General features: G+C 34.2%; 19 protein-coding genes and 1 pseudogene. 6 read left to right on the top strand and 14 right to left on the bottom strand.

Annotation, left to right across the window (positions count from 1 at the left end; all coding sequences use genetic code 11):
• Window positions 1-262 precede the first annotated feature (262 nt).
• From AN957_RS07030 to AN957_RS07020, 3 genes are all read right to left on the bottom strand, one after another.
• The gene (locus AN957_RS07030; protein WP_056683065.1) at window positions 263-838 is read right to left on the bottom strand and encodes a DUF6744 family protein; all 576 of its coding nucleotides are present in this window, start codon (window positions 836-838) and stop codon (window positions 263-265) included.
• Window positions 839-1353: 515 nt separating this feature from the next.
• A complete protein-coding gene (locus tag AN957_RS07025) occupies window positions 1354-1713 on the bottom strand; it encodes a YhjD family protein (protein WP_053474848.1) in 360 nt (119 codons plus the stop codon).
• A 2-nt stretch (window positions 1714-1715) separates the two neighbouring features.
• A complete protein-coding gene (locus AN957_RS07020; RefSeq protein ID WP_053474847.1) occupies window positions 1716-2045 on the bottom strand; it encodes a YolD-like family protein in 330 nt (109 codons plus the stop codon).
• Window positions 2046-2347: 302 nt separating this feature from the next.
• On the opposite strand from AN957_RS07020, the gene AN957_RS07015 reads away from it, so the two are divergent.
• Window positions 2348-2824, top strand: coding sequence for a hypothetical protein (locus AN957_RS07015; protein ID WP_231690031.1), 477 nt, complete (start codon window positions 2348-2350; stop codon window positions 2822-2824).
• 405 nt (window positions 2825-3229) lie between these two features.
• A pseudogene (locus AN957_RS07010) lies at window positions 3230-4307 on the top strand (IS110 family RNA-guided transposase); the annotation flags it as partial.
• 358 nt (window positions 4308-4665) lie between these two features.
• Here the strand turns inward: AN957_RS07010 and AN957_RS07005 are convergent.
• From AN957_RS07005 to AN957_RS06995, 3 genes are read right to left on the bottom strand one after another with little or no spacing between them, the layout of a single operon-like run.
• Complete coding sequence (locus AN957_RS07005; protein ID WP_053474823.1) at window positions 4666-5316, bottom strand: ABC-2 transporter permease; 651 nt, start codon at window positions 5314-5316, stop codon at window positions 4666-4668.
• Between the two features lie 2 nt (window positions 5317-5318).
• Window positions 5319-6173 (bottom strand): ABC transporter ATP-binding protein, encoded by an 855-nt coding sequence (locus tag AN957_RS07000; RefSeq protein WP_056683062.1) that lies wholly within the window; start codon window positions 6171-6173, stop codon window positions 5319-5321.
• On the bottom strand, window positions 6173-6553 hold the full coding sequence (locus AN957_RS06995) for a GntR family transcriptional regulator (RefSeq protein ID WP_053474821.1): 381 nt from the start codon (window positions 6551-6553) through the stop codon (window positions 6173-6175). Before AN957_RS06995 ends, AN957_RS07000 begins: the two co-directional genes overlap by 1 nt.
• Before the next feature lie 299 nt (window positions 6554-6852).
• Here AN957_RS06995 and AN957_RS06990 point away from each other — a divergent pair, with 299 nt between their 5' ends.
• Both AN957_RS06990 and AN957_RS06985 read left to right on the top strand, forming a co-directional pair.
• Window positions 6853-7404 (top strand): recombinase family protein, encoded by a 552-nt coding sequence (locus tag AN957_RS06990; protein ID WP_056683059.1) that lies wholly within the window; start codon window positions 6853-6855, stop codon window positions 7402-7404.
• A 36-nt stretch (window positions 7405-7440) separates the two neighbouring features.
• Complete coding sequence (locus AN957_RS06985; RefSeq protein ID WP_056683056.1) at window positions 7441-10389, top strand: Tn3 family transposase; 2949 nt, start codon at window positions 7441-7443, stop codon at window positions 10387-10389.
• Window positions 10390-10414: 25 nt separating this feature from the next.
• On the opposite strand, the gene AN957_RS06980 is transcribed toward AN957_RS06985, so the two are convergent.
• The 4 genes from AN957_RS06980 to AN957_RS06965 form a co-directional block, all read right to left on the bottom strand.
• Window positions 10415-10846 carry an anthrone oxygenase family protein gene (locus AN957_RS06980; protein ID WP_053474818.1) on the bottom strand — a complete coding sequence of 144 codons (432 nt, stop codon included), beginning with the start codon at window positions 10844-10846 and terminating at the stop codon, window positions 10415-10417.
• A gap of 302 nt (window positions 10847-11148) precedes the next feature.
• Window positions 11149-12285 carry a hypothetical protein gene (locus tag AN957_RS28775; RefSeq protein ID WP_053474817.1) on the bottom strand — a complete coding sequence of 379 codons (1137 nt, stop codon included), beginning with the start codon at window positions 12283-12285 and terminating at the stop codon, window positions 11149-11151.
• Between the two features lie 319 nt (window positions 12286-12604).
• The gene (locus tag AN957_RS06970) at window positions 12605-13489 is read right to left on the bottom strand and encodes an IS3 family transposase (protein ID WP_172797623.1); all 885 of its coding nucleotides are present in this window, start codon (window positions 13487-13489) and stop codon (window positions 12605-12607) included.
• A gap of 46 nt (window positions 13490-13535) precedes the next feature.
• A complete protein-coding gene (locus tag AN957_RS06965) occupies window positions 13536-13775 on the bottom strand; it encodes a helix-turn-helix domain-containing protein (RefSeq protein ID WP_245637768.1) in 240 nt (79 codons plus the stop codon).
• Between the two features lie 308 nt (window positions 13776-14083).
• Here AN957_RS06965 and AN957_RS06960 point away from each other — a divergent pair, with 308 nt between their 5' ends.
• On the top strand, window positions 14084-14611 hold the full coding sequence (locus AN957_RS06960; RefSeq protein ID WP_053474816.1) for an NAD(P)H-dependent oxidoreductase: 528 nt from the start codon (window positions 14084-14086) through the stop codon (window positions 14609-14611).
• Window positions 14612-14678: 67 nt separating this feature from the next.
• Here the strand turns inward: AN957_RS06960 and AN957_RS06955 are convergent, their stop codons facing one another.
• From AN957_RS06955 to AN957_RS06945, 4 genes are all read right to left on the bottom strand, one after another.
• Complete coding sequence (locus tag AN957_RS06955; RefSeq protein WP_053474815.1) at window positions 14679-15038, bottom strand: winged helix-turn-helix transcriptional regulator; 360 nt, start codon at window positions 15036-15038, stop codon at window positions 14679-14681.
• Window positions 15039-15111: 73 nt separating this feature from the next.
• On the bottom strand, window positions 15112-15234 hold the full coding sequence (locus AN957_RS28770; protein ID WP_256376280.1) for a hypothetical protein: 123 nt from the start codon (window positions 15232-15234) through the stop codon (window positions 15112-15114).
• Window positions 15231-15689: a hypothetical protein gene (locus AN957_RS06950; protein ID WP_053474814.1), complete on the bottom strand. Its 459-nt coding sequence runs from the start codon at window positions 15687-15689 to the stop codon at window positions 15231-15233. Before AN957_RS06950 ends, AN957_RS28770 begins: the two co-directional genes overlap by 4 nt.
• Window positions 15690-16283: 594 nt before the next feature.
• A complete protein-coding gene (locus AN957_RS06945; protein ID WP_056687089.1) occupies window positions 16284-16916 on the bottom strand; it encodes a hypothetical protein in 633 nt (210 codons plus the stop codon).
• 247 nt (window positions 16917-17163) lie between these two features.
• Between AN957_RS06945 and AN957_RS06940 the strand changes: the two genes are divergently transcribed.
• A complete protein-coding gene (locus AN957_RS06940) occupies window positions 17164-17493 on the top strand; it encodes a hypothetical protein (RefSeq protein ID WP_053474813.1) in 330 nt (109 codons plus the stop codon).
• Window positions 17494-17669: the final 176 nt, after the last annotated feature.

Below are 17669 nucleotides of genomic sequence, written 5' to 3'. Positions count from 1 at the left end.
AAATCTGATCCTTAATTTTTTAATGGCTATAAAAGAATAAACTCTAGTTGACCTTTAAGAGTGATTCTTACACCTTCATTGGTTTTAGACTCAATATCTAATGTATTTGAAATCGCTAATTCAACCCACTCAATGGGAAAACAACCTTTGAAAGTCCCATTTAAAGTATAAAAATAGAAGTGAGTACCTTTATTTAATCGTGTTGGACCAACTAAGTACGTCTCCCCAATCTGCAGGGTTGGGTACAGATTTATCGGTTTATTTACGGTACAAAGTAAACTCCACCACTTGGTCTGACAGGAGTAGGAGACATTGTTTTTAAAATGTCATTGGCCATGTATCGAACAGCTTGTCCGTTATGACAAGTTTTATATAGTTCGAACAAGTTGCATGCTTCTTCAGCCAATTCCTCAGCCATTCCGCCAGCATTGACTATTGCCTTACTAATAGTTTCGTTATTTCGATTAAAGAGCAATATCGCTTCATTCTCTTTATAAGATAATTTCTGCCCTTTTGAGTCTACAGTCTCTTCAACGATGTTACGTTGAATGAATTGTGCGTTTGTGCATACGTTTCTGACAATATAATTCTTATAGACTCCTTCTTTTTTTGCTTCAACCTTTTTAGTTTCAATGTCTTTAGTTGCTCTTCGGAAAGCATTAGTTGCTCGAATTTCATTAGGTAAGTCACTCTCTTCAAATCCATTTTGGAGTAGTGCCTTTCTTAACTCATTTCGATCATAGTTATCTTCACCTACAGAATACCAACAAAGGTGACCAATAATGCTTTTTTCCTTTTCATTTTCGATTGCAGCTACTTGACTTAAATCCATTGTCATTTTGAATCCTCTCCCTTTTTAGTTTTAGAAACAAAAAAAAGAGCAGAAATTAGTCCATTGTAATGAACTGAAATCTGCTCTTTTCGCGACAACACAAAATAAGACCTACAATAATTGTACGTCCCTCGTATTGCCAATACCTATTAAATTTTCTGCACACAAAAAATACCATGTACAGTTTTTTCTTCTAGCTTTTTGGCTAGACATGTCTCTCATCCAGCACGTAGAACGGGGAATTCGAAAGACTTACTGCTAATATAGCAGTCTTTTATGAAGGTGCTTTCGCAAGCCTTCTGTCCAACTTCACTCGGCATATATCCTAAATGGACAAAGAAGTGTGCAAGGACTGTAAAATTAAATAAAACTATATTTACATTATACATAATTCAACAACAACCATCAACGTTAGAAATGAAACTATTATTTTTTTTTCAAAAATAAAAATCTCAATGAGAAATGAAATTTTAAATCAATAAATCCCTCTGGTGTGTCATTACATAGCAACAAGAGGGATTTCATTTAAATCGGTTATACAAATAATGCTCCATTAATTCATGTACCTTGTTACGTATCCTCGGATTAAAGTAATTATGTTGCTCTTCGAATCCTTTATATAAAAATGAATACATCGTAAATGCTTCGTCATGACCAATTTGCTGAACCTTCATATTCTCCTGCCGCATCTTATCCTTAACAACTTTTAAATCCTTTTGTACAGCTCTTATTGTTTCCTCCACAAGATTTAGATAAGGCTCCTTTAATTTAAATGGTGCTTTTTCTATAATAATTCGATCTTTTTCCAACACGGTAAGAACCATAGGTAAATACATAGCTTGCTCGATTATATCTCTATCTTCATTAGGTATCCTGGTCATCCTTAAATCCTCTCCACACCAGTAATATCATTGATCATTATTCTTTCAGTATTTTTGTTAATCTCCATTAGTATGCACAACTTTATTGGGTCAACTTTAGCAACTATACCTATAAAATTAATAAAAAAGCCATTACGCCAAATAGTTACTTTTATAGGCAAGGTGTAGTTTAGTGACTCCATGACAATAATATTTATGTCTTCAAGTTCTTGTTCATCTAAGGTTGGCTTTTTCACTTTAGTATCATCATGGTATATCCCCTTTAACATCGTCCATTGCTGGGGTAAAAAGCTTGCAGCCTGCCATTTTTTTAAACCTCGGTCACGAATCATCCGAATCAACTCCTTATCACTAGTTACACAAACACTTGTTCGTAAATCAAGTTAGAATCGAGTCACGATATCGTGTTGCTTCAAATGTAGCATTGGAACAAAGTTTGATTTAAAATATCCCTCAATCCTTATCTAACAGCAACTTCATAAACCCCATTTTGAAAAAATTGATCAAAATGGAGTTTTTCTTTAGATAGTTTCCGTACTTCAAATCTTACTGTATAGTTTTAAATTGTTTCGATTAGTACAATAATTGAAACCTTTGGAAAAACCCATCGTCAAATCCGTAAAGGGGTGATATTTTGAGATTAAAATATTTCTTTTTAATGATATTTGTGTTATCAATATTTTCGGTTATAGGTTGTTCAAATAATGTAGATAAAAATAACGAAGACATAGACAGTGAGTTCCCTCCATCTCTGAATGGGCTAATCATTATTAATGGTACGGAATATCAGATTGAAAGAGGCGGTTATAGATGGGAAAGAAAGAAAGGTTTAGGAACTGAGGTTGTACAAACAGACCACGCATCTCCGTACCAAATGGCAGAGCATATAGAATCAATTAGCTCAAATCCAAATCAAAAAGTTGAGATTATGATTGAAGGAAATCCAAACATCGAAGTTTATTTATGGAATGAAAAAGGAAGAGAAATAGAAATAGAACAAAATGATAATCAAATAACCCTTCCTTCAAGTAAAGGTAAATATATCTATGAAGCATTAGCAGAATGGACTAACGGAACAATTTCCTACACATTTGTTGTGGAAATTAAATAGATTAGTCATAAAAACAAAGGGAAACCTTAACAATCTGGTTTCCCTTTGTTTTTGTGTAAATATCAACATTCAAATTTAATTGAGCCTTTAAATAAGTATGAGATTTTTATAAAAAAATTTGATCACTTTCCATCTATGTTATTCAAGAAAAGCGCCCGATCGTAATATAAGTTTAACCAGTTTTTACTGGTTGAATTTTTTTTATTTGGTTTTATTATAGCGGTAGTCGGAGTAGAACGTAGCGCCCGTGGGACTCGATCCCGTCCGCAAAACGGTTCACTCCCTACTTGTATAAGCATGTTTCAGGCTGGTTGGGACAATGATCCCGTTTAACAAGCGAACCTATGACAGTACAAGGAGCCTAGGGACAACCGACTAATCTTAATTTCCAAGGAGGAGATAATGATGAATCCAGTAGTAGGGCTGGATGTTTCTAAGGGGGAAAGTCAGGTACAAGCATTCTTGGATAAGGGACAGCCTTTTCGTAAAAGTTTTAGTGTAAAACATACAGTGGAGGGCTTTGAGAATTTATTAGGATTCTTAAAAGAGATTGAAAGAGTAGCTGATGGTAAGCAACCTTCGGTTATATTAGAATCAACAGGACATTACCACTCTCCTGTTATTCAATTTTTGGAGGAACAGCAATATGTTTATATTATTGTGAATCCCCTTATCTCTCATCGTGCAAGGAGTACAAGTTTAAGAAAGGTAAAAACAGACGCTGTCGATGCCTTTCTTCTTTGCGAACTATACTACAAAGAAGAAGTTGAGCCGTATAAGAAAAGAGGTATTCAACTCTTAAACCTTCGTAATCTTACAAGGCAACAAGAGACAATTTCAAGTATCTCTGCACAAACCAAGGTACAGCTTCTAACAGTGCTAGATCAAATATTCCCTGAATATAGAGGTGTCTTTGGTAATTTATATTCAAAAGTCTCATTACAGACTCTTTTCTTATTTCCTACTTCTGAACATGTACTAAATACTACCGAATCCGTTTTAACTGAAAAGATTGTATCGTTATGTACCAGACGTTCAGAAAAGTGGGCAAAAGAAACAGCACAAAAGCTTATTGAGGCTGCAGTACAAAATCCATTTCAAAGCAATTTGTATGAAAGCCATATATTTAACCTAAAGATGTTTATTACCATTGTTCTTCAATATCAAGAGCATCTATCACAACTAGAAACTGAAATAGATGCCCTCGCTAAAGAAATTGAAGAATATAAGATTATCCAATCTATCCCTGGTATCGGAGAAAAGATTGCAGCAACAATCATATCCGAAATTGGAGGAATAGATCGGTTTAATCATCCTAAAAAGTTAGTTGCCTTTTCAGGAATAGATCCTACTGTTTACTCTTCTGGAAGGTTTACAGCGACCAACAATCGCATAACTAAAAGAGGATTCTAGAAGGTTAAGGCAAGCATTATATATGGCTGTGTACTGTGGAATTCGAGATGCCCGTAAACAAAAGACGAGCGAGTGTTAACCCTTATATGATTAATGCTACTTGTTAGTTTATTACAGCGCTAGAATAAATAATACCATCGATGCAAAACTTGCTAATGTGATTCCATATCGTCCATTTTGACAGATAATTTTTCCATAAAATGAAACTTTCTCCTTCTTTAGTATCTACACGGGGTACAGCCAACATTTCGGAAATTTTGTACGCTAAGCAAATTTCAATCTAAAAAAGCCGATATCCTTGATGGATTCGACTTTTTTTATATGGATTTCTATTTGCTCCTAATTTTTTTAATTACAAATGCTAAAACTGCAAACAGTATTACAAATATTATTATTGTTTTCATTTATATTCACCTCAAAAGAAGAAGCTATAAGTTTTTCTTTGAAAAGATTTGGATTGATATAATCATTGAAATTAAGATAATAAAAATAGATATTACAAAAGGCACCCAAACCATTACTGTTTGAGGTAGTGGTAATTGAAAATTGATATTAAAATTCATCGATTGGTACCACTCAATAATAGTGGGTAGTATAAATGGAGTTAAAAATATTAAAATAAAAAAGATATACTTTGTTTTTTCATAGCCAAATTTAGTTTGAATAGGTATTAATATTCCGAAAAAAACAGAAATGATCAAAAGAGCTATTCCTATACTATAAATATTTAATCTTGCTAGCCCTGTAGAAAAACCAATTGCTACTGCAAGGTTAAATAAAAGGAAACAGCCAATAAAAATCACAAGAACAAATAGATATTTTGCTTTAATGACACCATTACGAGTATGTGGGGTTGTACAAAGAAGTGCTGATCCCCTATATTTATCCTCTTGCATCGAAACCATATTAAACAAAATATATTCCGTAAATAAAACGGTAATAAGAAAACTTGTAAAGCTACCGTTATCAAATCCTAACTTTGAATAAATAAACATGGGTCCAATAACTGCAAAAACAAGCATAAATAATAGATATTTTTTGGCTAGAATGAAATCCTTTTTGACAAGATGAAATAACATTTTTATCCCTCCTTTACATAGGCTAACATTATATTTTCAATGGAAGGCCTCTCTATTAAACAATCGTTCATTTGTTCACGTACTACGTCTAATTTGTCGGTAATTCCTTCGAAGCCAACTGCTGTTTGACGCAAACTTAAAAATAATCTTCTTGTATGTTCATTGATTAAACTATTATCTCCTTTTACCAAAGCATGCCTATCCAGTAGTTCATCTTTACTTTCGTTGAATATGATTCTGCCTTTATCAATCAATATAAGCATGTCAGCTACTTTATCTAAATCAGAAGTTATATGAGTAGAAAAGAATACACTCTTTCCATCCTCTTCCATGAAATCTAAAAGTATCTCCATTAACTCATTACGAATTAATGGGTCAAGACCACTTGTGGGCTCATCCATTATCAATAAATCAGCATGATGAGAAAGAGCTAAAGTAAGGGCAAATTTCATTCGCATACCTTTCGATAAGGTTGCAATTTTTTGGTTTAATTTCAAATTAAATCGATTGATATACTTTAAAAAAATAGATTCATCCCAGTTCGTATATGCAGGGGCAATAACACTTTTCATTTCTTTCAATGTCATATCTTCATAAAAATAGCCTTCATCTAAAACTACCCCAATACGATTCTTTATTATGTACTCATTTTTTTCTATTTCTTTGCCAAAAAACTTAATGCTACCTTCGTCCCTTGGATAGAGTCCAAGTATAGTTTTTATAGTTGTTGTTTTTCCGGAACCATTAATTCCGATAAAACCAGTTATACAACCTTCTTTTAATAAAAAGTCCACTTTAGCTAAGCTGAAAGTATCTAACTCTTTCTTTAAGTTTTTCACATCTAAAACAGTTGTCATCACTCATCATCCTCTTCAAAAATGATATCCATCATTAAATAAAGTTCTTGTTTATTTATTCCTAGGGTTTTAGCCATTTGCCACGCCTCTGAGAGCTTTTTTTCAATCATGTGTCTTTTAGATTCCGACAACATCTCTAAGTTGTCGGATGCTACAAATGAACCCTTTCCAACGGTTGTTACAATAAATCCTTCCTTTTCTAATTCGTCATATACTCTTTTTGTTGTAAGAACACTAACATGTAAATCATTTGCTAATGAACGAATGGACGGAAGTTTTTCACCTTCTTTTAATTCCTGACGGAGAATTCCACCTTTAATTTGATCCTTTATTTGTTGATATAACGGTTGTTCGGAACCATTTTTAATAATTATTTTCATAGAAACCCTCTTTTTTAAACTGTATATGTAATTGATATACACCATATACATAATATACAATTATTATAACTTAATTTCAATATCTAAAATAAGATAATGTCTTAATCCAATTATTGTAAAGAGTTGATGAACCATAAACGACCGTTTTTGGTTCTGATAAATATTTTAAAAAAAACAATCTATTTCTATTAATCTGTAGAACCAAAACTCATTCCTAAAATCAAAGTAACATTTTTAATATCTAATACTGTTTTTGGTGCTAATATGAGGTTATAAACTACTTTTGCAGGTGATGAATGATGATATTTGGTTATGCACGTGTAAGTACGGAGGAACAAAACTTGGATATGCAAGTTGATGCCCTTACAAAATTTGGAGTAGAGAAAATTTATAAAGAAAAGTTGACCGGAACTAGAAAAGATAGACCCCAACTAGAAGAACTTCTTAAGGTCTTACGCAGTGGCGACAAAATTGTTGTATATAAACTTGATCGTATTTCAAGTTCTACAAAACATCTAATTGAACTTAGTGAATTATTCAATGATATGGGCGTAGATTTTGTCTCTATTAATGACAGTATTGATACTTCAACTGCAATGGGGAAGTTTTTCTTTCGTACAATGGCAAATATTGCAGAGTTAGAACGAGATATTATTAGCGAAAGGACAAAATCAGGACTTCAAGCAGCAAGATCCAGAGGAAGGAAAGGTGGCAGACCATCGAAGAAAAAGGAAAAAGTTGAAATGGCAATAAAAATGTATAAAAGTAAGGATTATACAATCAACGAAATAACAGAAGCAACGGGAGTCAGCAAAACCTCGCTGTATAGATACTTAGATAAAGTAAATTAGGCTCATACCAAAATTATTTATAAGGATTGATTTAACTTGAGTGTGAAAGAACTGCTGACACCAGAACAGCGCAAGGAAATTTTAAACCTTAATAATTTATCAGAATTTGAATTTACTTCTTATTACAGTCTATCTGACTATGATATTGATGTTATAAATCGTCATAGAAGAGATCATAATCGCTTGGGGTTTGCACTCCAATTATGCATTCTTAGAAACCCCGGTTGTTCTTTAATTAATATGTCAGATATACCCGAAAACCTTATTAAATACATCGCTAATCAAATTAATGTAGATCCAGAGGTTTACACTTCATATGCTCAACGTGATACAACTAGACGTGAGCATTTAGACGAAATACGTCAAGTATATGGATACAGAAACTTTAATAACAGTGATTATCGTACGATTTCTAATGTTCTTTTAAAATCTGCATTGGAAAATGGAAATTCGATGTATCTAGTACGCACTGCAATCGATTTATTAAGAAAGGAAAAAATAATCCTTCCTGCAATACCAACAATCGAGAGGATGGTTTGGCTAACAAGAACGCGTGCAGAGAAAAAAATATATGCCATACTAACAAGTAATCTTTCTGAAAGACATAAGTGTGAACTAGAAAAGTTGATCGATTTAACGGTAAATAATATTAAAACCCAATTAGCTTGGCTTCGGGAAATTCCCGGACAGTCGTCACCAGATTCTTTTTTAAAGGTCATACAAAGACTAAAGTACATTAAAGAAATGAATATTGCAGCCAATACGGCATTAATACACCCCAATAGACTCTTACAATTAGCACGAATTGGGGCAAGATATGAACCCCATTCTTTTAGACGATTTAAAGAAGATAAAAGATATGCATTATTAGTCGCTCACTTAATCACTCTTTCCCAAGACTTAACTGACCATGCCATTGAAATTCATGATAGGCAAATGGTGGTGTTACAAGCAAAGGGTAGAAAAACTCAAGAAGAGATGCAAAAACAAAATGAAAAGTCAGTAAATGAAAAAGTTGTGCATTACGCAGATATAGGAACGGCTTTAATTAAAGCCAAAGAAGAAGGGATCGATCCTTATGCGGCACTAGACCAAGTAATGCCGTGGGAGAAGATTGTAGAATCAATTGAAGAAGCTAAATTATTATCAAGACCAATGGATTATGATTATCTCGATTTAATAAAAGCCCGATATAACTATTTAAGGAAATATACTCCAAGCCTGTTGGATTCTTTAGTGTTCAAATCTACTAAATCAGCAGAGCCTTTATTGAAGGCATTAGATACCATACGGGAATTAAATGATTCTGGAAAAAGGAAAATCCCTGATGGCTCACCTTTGAGTTTTGTTCCTAAACGTTGGCAAAAACATGTTTTTGATGATGAAGGTAACATTAACCGTCAATATTATGAAATGGCTGCCTTAACAGAACTCAAAAACTATATCCGTTCCGGTGATGTTTGGGTTGAAGGTAGTCAATTACATAAGGATTTTGAAGAATATTTAGTGTCAAAAGATGATTGGGGAAAAGCAAAGATTAAAGGGACTAATATAGCTGTTAATGTAAGTTTTGAACAGTATATACAGGAAAGATGTGAAACTTTAAATACTAAGCTTCAATGGATATCCAAAAATATTGATAAAGTTGAAAGTATCAACATTGAAAAACAAAAGATACATGTTGAGAGACTTCAAGCTGATACTCCTGAAGAAGCTAGAAATTTCAGCTTATCGCTTTATAATATGATTCCAAGAGTTAAACTTACTGATTTATTAATGGAGGTAGCTGAATGGACTGGATTTAAAGAGTCATTTGTTCACGCTTCTTCAAATCAACCGCCTAAAGGTGAGGAAAAGTCTATTGTGATGGCTTCATTAATGGCGATGGGGACAAATATTGAATTAACTAAAATGGCAGAAGCAACTCCTGATATTTCATATCGCCAGATGGCCAATGTTATGCAATGGAGATTACATGAAGATGCGATGACTCGCGCTCAAGCTACACTGGTAAATTATCAGCACCGTCTATCTTTATCTACATATTGGGGAGATGGGACGACATCATCTTCCGATGGTATGCGTGTTCCTGTCGGTGTATCATCGTTACATGCAGATTCAAATCCGCATTACGGTACTGGGAAAGGTACGACCATTTATCGTTTTACAAGTGATCAGTTTTCTTCCTTTTATGCCAAAGTTATTAATGCAAATGCAAGGGATGCCGTACATGTGATAGATGGATTATTACATCATGAATCTGACCTTACAATTGAAGAACATTACACTGATACAGCCGGTTACACGGATCAAGTTTTCGGATTAAGTCATTTGTTAGGGTTTCGTTTTGCACCAAGACTAAGAGATATAAGTGATGCTAAATTATATACCATTTCTTCTCCTAATGATTTTCCAAACATAAAAGGCATACTTCGAGGTAAGATTAACACAAACGTTATTAAAGAGAATTTTGATGATGTATTAAGGCTGGCACATTCAATTCGAGAAGGAAGAGTTTCTGGATCATTAATCATGGGGAAATTAGGTTCGTATGCAAGACAAAATAAAATAGCTACATCTCTTCGGGAGATTGGAAGAATTGAAAAAACAATCTTTATTCTTGACTATATTACGAATGAAACATTAAGAAGAAGGATACATCGTGGACTAAATAAAGGGGAAGCCATGAATGGATTGGCCAGAGCTTTATTTTTTGGTAAACGTGGTGAATTCAGAGAACGAGGCATACAAGGTCAACTACAAAGAGCTAGTGCATTAAATATATTAATCAATGCAATAAGCGTATGGAATACTGTGTATTTGAGTGAAGTGACAAAAGAATTTAAGAAAAGGAATAGTCTAAAGGAAGAATTACTTCCACACATTTCACCGTTAGGATGGGAGCATATTAATTTTCTTGGAGAATATAAATTTGATTCACATCGATTACCCACAAATTCTCTAAGACCATTAAATAAAAATTAACCTATAACACATAAAGCCAAATTCCTTAACGTACAGGTATTTGGCTATTTCTATGTCGAATTTTGCTTAGCGTACAAAATTCCCGAAATGTTGGCTGTACCCCTACACGAGCTAATTCATCATTTAGAGGAACATTGCGTACAACCGTGACTAGAAAACTGCCAACAAAATATAGCAAACTTCCAGCAAATAAAGGAATGGCATTTGCACTTTTCCAATTAAAAATAGAATGGGTTATAAGTAGTATAGTAACTAAAGCTGTTCCCAAAAATACAGTTAAAAAAGATCGGTTTAGTACCACTACATTAATTGACTGCATCGCAGCAACTCCCTGCTCATCCGGTAGCCGAGCAAGTGCTTTCATAACAAATGAAGAAAGTGCGAAGAACACTCCAGCAACCAAGCCTGAACCCGTAGCTCCAAATAAGATTACATATGGAATTAATTGGTCAATCAAACCTCATCATCCCACACATTATAAATCATCTCCTTATTTTAAATACTTTTGTTATTCGTTAGAAAAAGATAAGTTTCCTTCTTTAACTCCCTCAATATACTAATCACTATCTTACTTTATAAAAAAGTTTGATTGTTTCAGTGCTCCTTATGCCATTAAAGCGCCCGGCTGCTGAATAAAAATTTTACAATTAATGCACAGTATGTTCGTACAGCAATTATTTATTATTTGCATTTTCCTATGGCAAAAGCAAAAAATATTTCATTCAGTCGAACGTATGTTGAACATTTCTTTAAATGACTTTATTTATCTCTATACAAGAAGAATTTCTCATACAACCTTTCCAGCATATTATTATATTGTTCATGGATCTCCTGCAGCTTTTCTTGGAATTTTCGTTCAATTTCCAGAACGGCACGTTCTTTTTCTAAATCCTTTGTATTGGTGAAGTAAGTTAACTTGTTTTCAAGTTTTATCTTTAGGGAGTCCAGTTCTTTTTCGTTTTCTTCGGTAGTCTTGTTGAGTAATTCAGTTAACAGGTTAATTTTGGATTGTTGTTCACTGACGGTTAACTTTAATTCTTCAATGGAAGGTAGTAACCTTTTTTCTTTTTGTTTAAACTCAGTATCCATACTTTCTTTTAAAACTGTGCTTTCCTCAGTGTTTGTTTTTTCATTATTCATTTCAAGAACATTTAATTGGCGGGTATCAAGTAAAAGAGGGGGTATCTTGTTCTCCTTTAATATTGAAGCGTGATGTATATTAAATTCCTCAAAATTTGTTTTCGCTGTTGTACTTGCTGCAAAAAATGAATTAGTAGGGGGAAAAACTTCTGCAGTAAGCCCAAGGTTATAAGCCTGGATATTTACTACATTTCCAGGATTTGCGTTCAGACGATGAGAAGCTCTTATTTCGTACGTATAGGTTCCCGCAGGCCCGGGTACATCGACAAAAGTAAAATTCGGATGCCAACTGTAAAATTGAAAAGTACCCTCAGGTCTAGTGTAGACTCCTTCAACGAAAGCGCTAGTTAAGGGGACGCCATCCCTAAACAACTCATAAATTAGGGCTAATCCAAATGTAGTTGATGATGATACTGCTTGAACTCGAGTACTTACAATTGCATCTATTTTAACTCTTTCATTATCATTGTTGGTAGTAACTTGAACATTTACAATAGGTACTGGGTCAGTGATTAAAAGAGGTATCTCTACTACTAACGCCTGTTCCTCAGTTACGAAAAGATTTGTACTAGGACCTGGATCTCCTTGAGCTCCCTGTTCACCTTGTATTCCTTGTATTCCTTGTATTCCTTGAGGACCTTGAGGACCCGGTGGCCCAGCTGGTCCTTGGGGACCCATTAATCTTGGTAGGTTAGGCGGTTTTGAAATCGGACTAATTGGACAGCATCCCTGAAAGGGGTTATTATTGTTAACCATACAAATCATCTCCTTAATAAAAAACACCTTGTAAAATAATATGTAGTGACTTTTGGAGATTCTTGGACTACGGTTGACTTTCTGCTATTGCCTTCCTATGTATACCAAGGGTTAGGCTCTTGTCCATTATTACTCGTTTATGCAGGATTTTATTAATCGTTGATAGATCAACGTTTTAGGCTTCTGAAGAAGCCTAGGAACTGTATAAAAAAGTCGTGTTTTATGTAATTCTTATTCCATATAATGGCCCGATTACTGAAAAAGGCACAATTCCTCTTCTGATCTGACCCCTGTCAAGTAGACACAAAAATAAGCGCAGTTAAAAAGCCTGACTTCTATATTCGATAGGAGTCAGGTTGTTTAGCTTGTTTTGAAACCTTTCGTGGTTATAAAAGAGAATGTAGTCTTTAATAGCCCTTCTAACCTCTTGTGAAGTTTTAAAAGAATGCAGGTTAAAACATTCTGTTTTTAAATGACTAAAGAAATTTTCCATACTAGCGTTATCCCAACAGTTGCCCTTTCTAGACATACTAGCTTTCATTTTATTTTTTGTGAGTAGCTGATTATAGTTATGGGACGTGTATTGGTATCCTTGATCACTATGGAGAAGGATTCCCTTTACATTCCTTCCTTTTATGGCTGTTTTAAGAGTATCCAAGACTAGTTTATAATCATTGCGTCTACTAATTTGGTACGCAACAACTTCGTTATTATATAGGTCTTTGATGGCAGACAAGTATAGTTTCTGTCCATTTAAAATGAGGTACGTAATATCAGTTACCCACTTTTCATTAGGGCGAGAAGCGTAAAAGGCTCTATTTAAATAATTATTCGAAATAAGATAGGGTTCTTTCTTTCCGTAATAAATTCGTTTCTTCCTGATAATGGCTTTAATACCTAGTTCACTTAGTAACCGTTGAACTTTTTTGTGATTAATGTGAATATCATAGGTCCTTTTTAACCAAATTTGTATTCTTCTATAGCCATAGATGCCCTTATATTTCTGATGGCATTCTATTATTTTCTGCTTTAGCTTCTCATCCTCTATCTGCCTTTCCGAAGGAAATGCTTTACGCTTTACCCAATTGTAGTATCCACTTCTTGAAACTTTAGCCAGATGGCAGAGCAGCTGTATAGAATGATTTGATAAATCATCAATGATTTGAAATAGAATACTAGGTTCTAAATCAAGTCCCCCTTTCACATCTTTAAAAGCTTTTTTAATAGTTCGTTCTCAGCTTCTAATCGCTTTATTTTCTTTTGAGGATTTCAATAGTAGATGAAGAGACTTTACCAGACCCACTTTTTCTTCCGCGTTTCTCTCTAAGGCCAACAATTCCATCTACATTAAACTGTTTAACCCACCGTTGTATGTTTTTTCTATGAATGTTTAATTCTCTGGAAACAGCTGAATAATTCTTCTTTTGATGATATAAATCCACCGCTTTTTTCTTAAACGATATATCATAAGTCTCTGCTTTTTTCTCCATAAAAAATACCCCCTCCTAGTAGACAGATTAATGCGCCTTTTTAAATGTGTCTACTATAAGGGGAAGCCCTTCCAAACGGAAGGGCTTTTTACATCATATAAAGTAGTTAGATAGGAAATTGAAGTATCTTCCAAAAAATAGGCAATAATAGAATATTAATCAAATCAAAATGTGATTGCTTAAATAAGTAACGTCAAACATCAAAGGTACTTACCTTTATGTAAGTACCTGTAATAAAAGTGCGTACTTACATATTTTTAGTTTAGAATTTACAATAAAAATGAAGTCAGCCTAAGGAGGAAGAAACATTGAAAACTCTTATTATCGCAACACACCCCAGTTTAGAAACATCTGTTGTTAATAAGCGATGGGTAGAAGAATTAAAAAAATATTCAAAAAAATACACTGTACACGAATTGCATAAGGTTTATCCTGATGGGAACATAGATGTGGAAAGAGAACAAAAATTGATTGAATCTCATGGAAACCTTGTTCTCCAATTTCCTGTATATTGGTTCAACTGTCCTCCTCTCTTAAAAAAGTGGCTGGATGATGTTTTCCTTTATGGATGGGCTTATGGTTCAAAAGGAGATAAATTAAAGAATCGTAAAGTTGCTTTAGGGGTATCTGCCGGGATCAAAAACGTGGATTATAGTGAAGATGGAAGATATCATTATACACTCGAACAAGTTTTACGTCCGTTTGAGACGACAGCCATCTATTGTAAAGCAGATTATCGTTCGTTCTTTGCGTTTTATGGAACAGAATTTGAGCCATCTGCAAGTGAAATTGAAAAAAGCACTCAAGATTATTTAAATTTCATTGATAACATGTAATGGGTAACTTTTATAAAAGTAAAAATAAGGAGTACCTCCTAAACAAGAAGGTACTTTCTTTTTATGCCTATTTTGTTCCAGCTTCTAGAGCTTGAAAATTATTTTCCACTCCCCACTCGCACATCATATCTAACAATGGAATAAGTGAACAACCACGTTCAGATAATGAATATTCAACTTTTGGAGGTATTTGGGGAAATTCTTTGCGTATAATAAGGCCATCTTCCTCAAGCTCTTTTAACATAACACTTAGTGTTTTAAAGGAGATAGTCCCAATACGTCGCTTCAGCTCATTGAACCTCATAACCTTATTTTCAGACAACCAATACAAAATAATCATTTTATATTTACCACCTATTAAGGATAACGTATATCCAAAACCAGTGTTTTTTAGTTCTACGCCAGTCGGAACACAGGTTTCTCTCACAATCCCCACTCTCCTTCTGATAAAAATATCCTATTAATATGAATACTTTATAGTAAACCACTATGCAATCTTATCACAAGAATGTATAGTAACTCGTTTTTATTTTCATTAATGTTTTTAATGTCATATATTGTTTCATTCTCATGCAAAGAATTAAATTGACTAAGAAAGAAATATTAAAAACTTTCTTACTCATTCTGTTTCCTCCACAATTTGACCCACCGGAGCCAACGGACCCCACTCATACGTATACCGGTTGTCCCAATCAACATTGTCTCTCATATATGAAGGTTCCCCCCGAACCAAAGCAGGATTCTGCTCTACATCTGTTAATCTGACAATCGGTAAGTCAAGACTTGCTTCTGGCAATGTTTTCGTATCACCTTTTACAAGCTGAACGAATGGAGGTATAGCACTAAATCCAACAACTACTGTAAATAGTAAAGCTATAGTCGAATTTAATCGGTAATGCATCTCCCAAGGAGCATGATGATCAATCGGTTTTCCTTCGATAAGATCCTTTCGCAAAGCACGAATAGAAATAGCTGCTTGTAGCGAAGTATAGGCCAAATATCCGATGAAGATGGTTAAAATAGTTTGTTGAATTGCCAGCCCTTCAACTAGCTGAAAAGGGATACGGAATGTAACCATACCATACCCCTTTTGTCAACAAACTGAAAGACTAAAAACTTATTAATGTAAGTAATTCCTTAGATATTTAATAAAACGGTTTATTATTTTTCATTTCATTAATCCATTTAGTTATAGTGGCAAATTCCGCATAATTAATAGGATACTTTTACACTCACAAATTTTCTTACTTGCTGGCTCTAAGTATGAGGTTTTAGCTATTACAGCTCTATCCGCATTCTTGTCTACCATATCAAAATAAAGTGCTTTTACATAAATTACACTTACTTTATTACCAAAAATAAGCGTTAATCCTTCTTAACGTTAATTATGTTATAATAAAAAAACGTCTAATCCCATATGTACCAAGGGTTAAGACATTTTCAATACAAAAATTATTTAAGCGTTAAATTGAATTTTACGCATAATTTTACAAAAATAGACAGCAGTGGCTAGGACAAAACCCTTTATAAACTAAAAAGCCTGTGAAATTTTACGGGGAGTTAAACTTCACAGGCTTTGATTCTTTTTACCTTTATTTTCATGTAGCTGGTGAGCATACCCGTCGGGTTAGGTATAACATGCTTCTTCGAATTGTGCAGAAATAATAGTGTTTTATTCACTTTGTACGGTAGATAGGGAAATATGAATGGGCCCAGCGAAATCGGATACCTCCGCCCCTTTCGGATTATGAAGACGGAACAAAAAAGCATCGCCCGATTCCGATGTCCACACGATATAATCGCTGATGCCTTCCTTTCCGGAAGCTTGAAGGTAGAGATCCGCGAAACCAAGAGGATGTTCGATCAACTCGCCACTAAAATTGGACACATCACCGAATTGACGTAACTCTTCCTTACCCGCTACCTCAAGTTGAGCCAAATCATAATCGGATGGCAGTGGTTCAATATAAACGTAATATCCTGGGTTTCCACTTAATGATAGGCGACCCGCAGTTGCGTCAAAAGTAAATTTCTCAAAGACATACAAAGAAAACCCTTTCCCCTGATGTAGAGTAGCCTCCAGTGACTGATTCCCCTTAGATGTTAGCAGTTCAAAGCTTTCAACTGCTGGACGAGTTTCTAGAGCGGTTGGCTTCTGCCCGGATGAAGAAGACGATACCGATTCAGCTTCTGAGGTTTCCTTTATCGTTGTATCGGAAGGCCTTGTTTCTCCTGTGCAAGCAGTAAGCATGAAAACTATGACTAGTACCAGTATACTTTTCAAAATGGCATATAGTCTTTTCAATTTAATCGCTCCTTTCAAAAATGATACTCTTTTTCTGCAGTGTATTTACTCTCACGTTATCCTCCTTGAATGGTTAGACGGATAAATGGTAAATAAGTTACTTAATTATTCCGCAAAATGGCCCGATTGTTGAATCGTATGTCTAGGGGTACAGTCAGGAAAGTAAAATGATAAATTATTTTCACCCTGCTTAATCTTGTTTTTTTTGGAAATTTGTTACCATAAAAAATATGGAGGTATCTTTAATATGAAAAAAATTCTATATCTAGTTTTTACTTTTGTTGTTGTTGGTGCCATTTGGTTTGGGGGAAATAGTCAACTTTCTAAAAATCAATTTGTTTTTACTGTAGCTGACGAAGATCTACAAGATAATGGAACTATCTCTGATGGAATCCATAACACATCAATGTTTTTAAGTATGTTGTTAGAAGATTCATCTGAATTTTCGGAATTACGTGGACTTGAAACCCTAAAAGGATATTCAAAGGGTGCCGTGCAACTAGCTGAAAAAAGAAATGCTGACTTAATGAGGATGTCCCAGGGAACGTTACCCCTCATAAGAATGATCGAGTTTTAAAAGCTGTAAGAAAGACTAACATTGAGCAAATATTAAACAAAACTAATAAAAAAGATTTGTAGCTATCCGCTTTTTATAAAAATATATGGAACCTAAAATTCTTTACTTAATGTAACGAAATAATATTCGCAAATTTTTCATTTTTTCTTTCTTAATAAGCTGATATGCTCTAAATA

It is taken from the genome of Cytobacillus solani (assembly GCF_001420595.1).
Taxonomy (GTDB): Bacteria; Bacillota; Bacilli; order Bacillales; family Cytobacillaceae; genus Cytobacillus; species Cytobacillus solani.
This window is presented reverse-complemented; position numbering and strand designations above follow the sequence as displayed.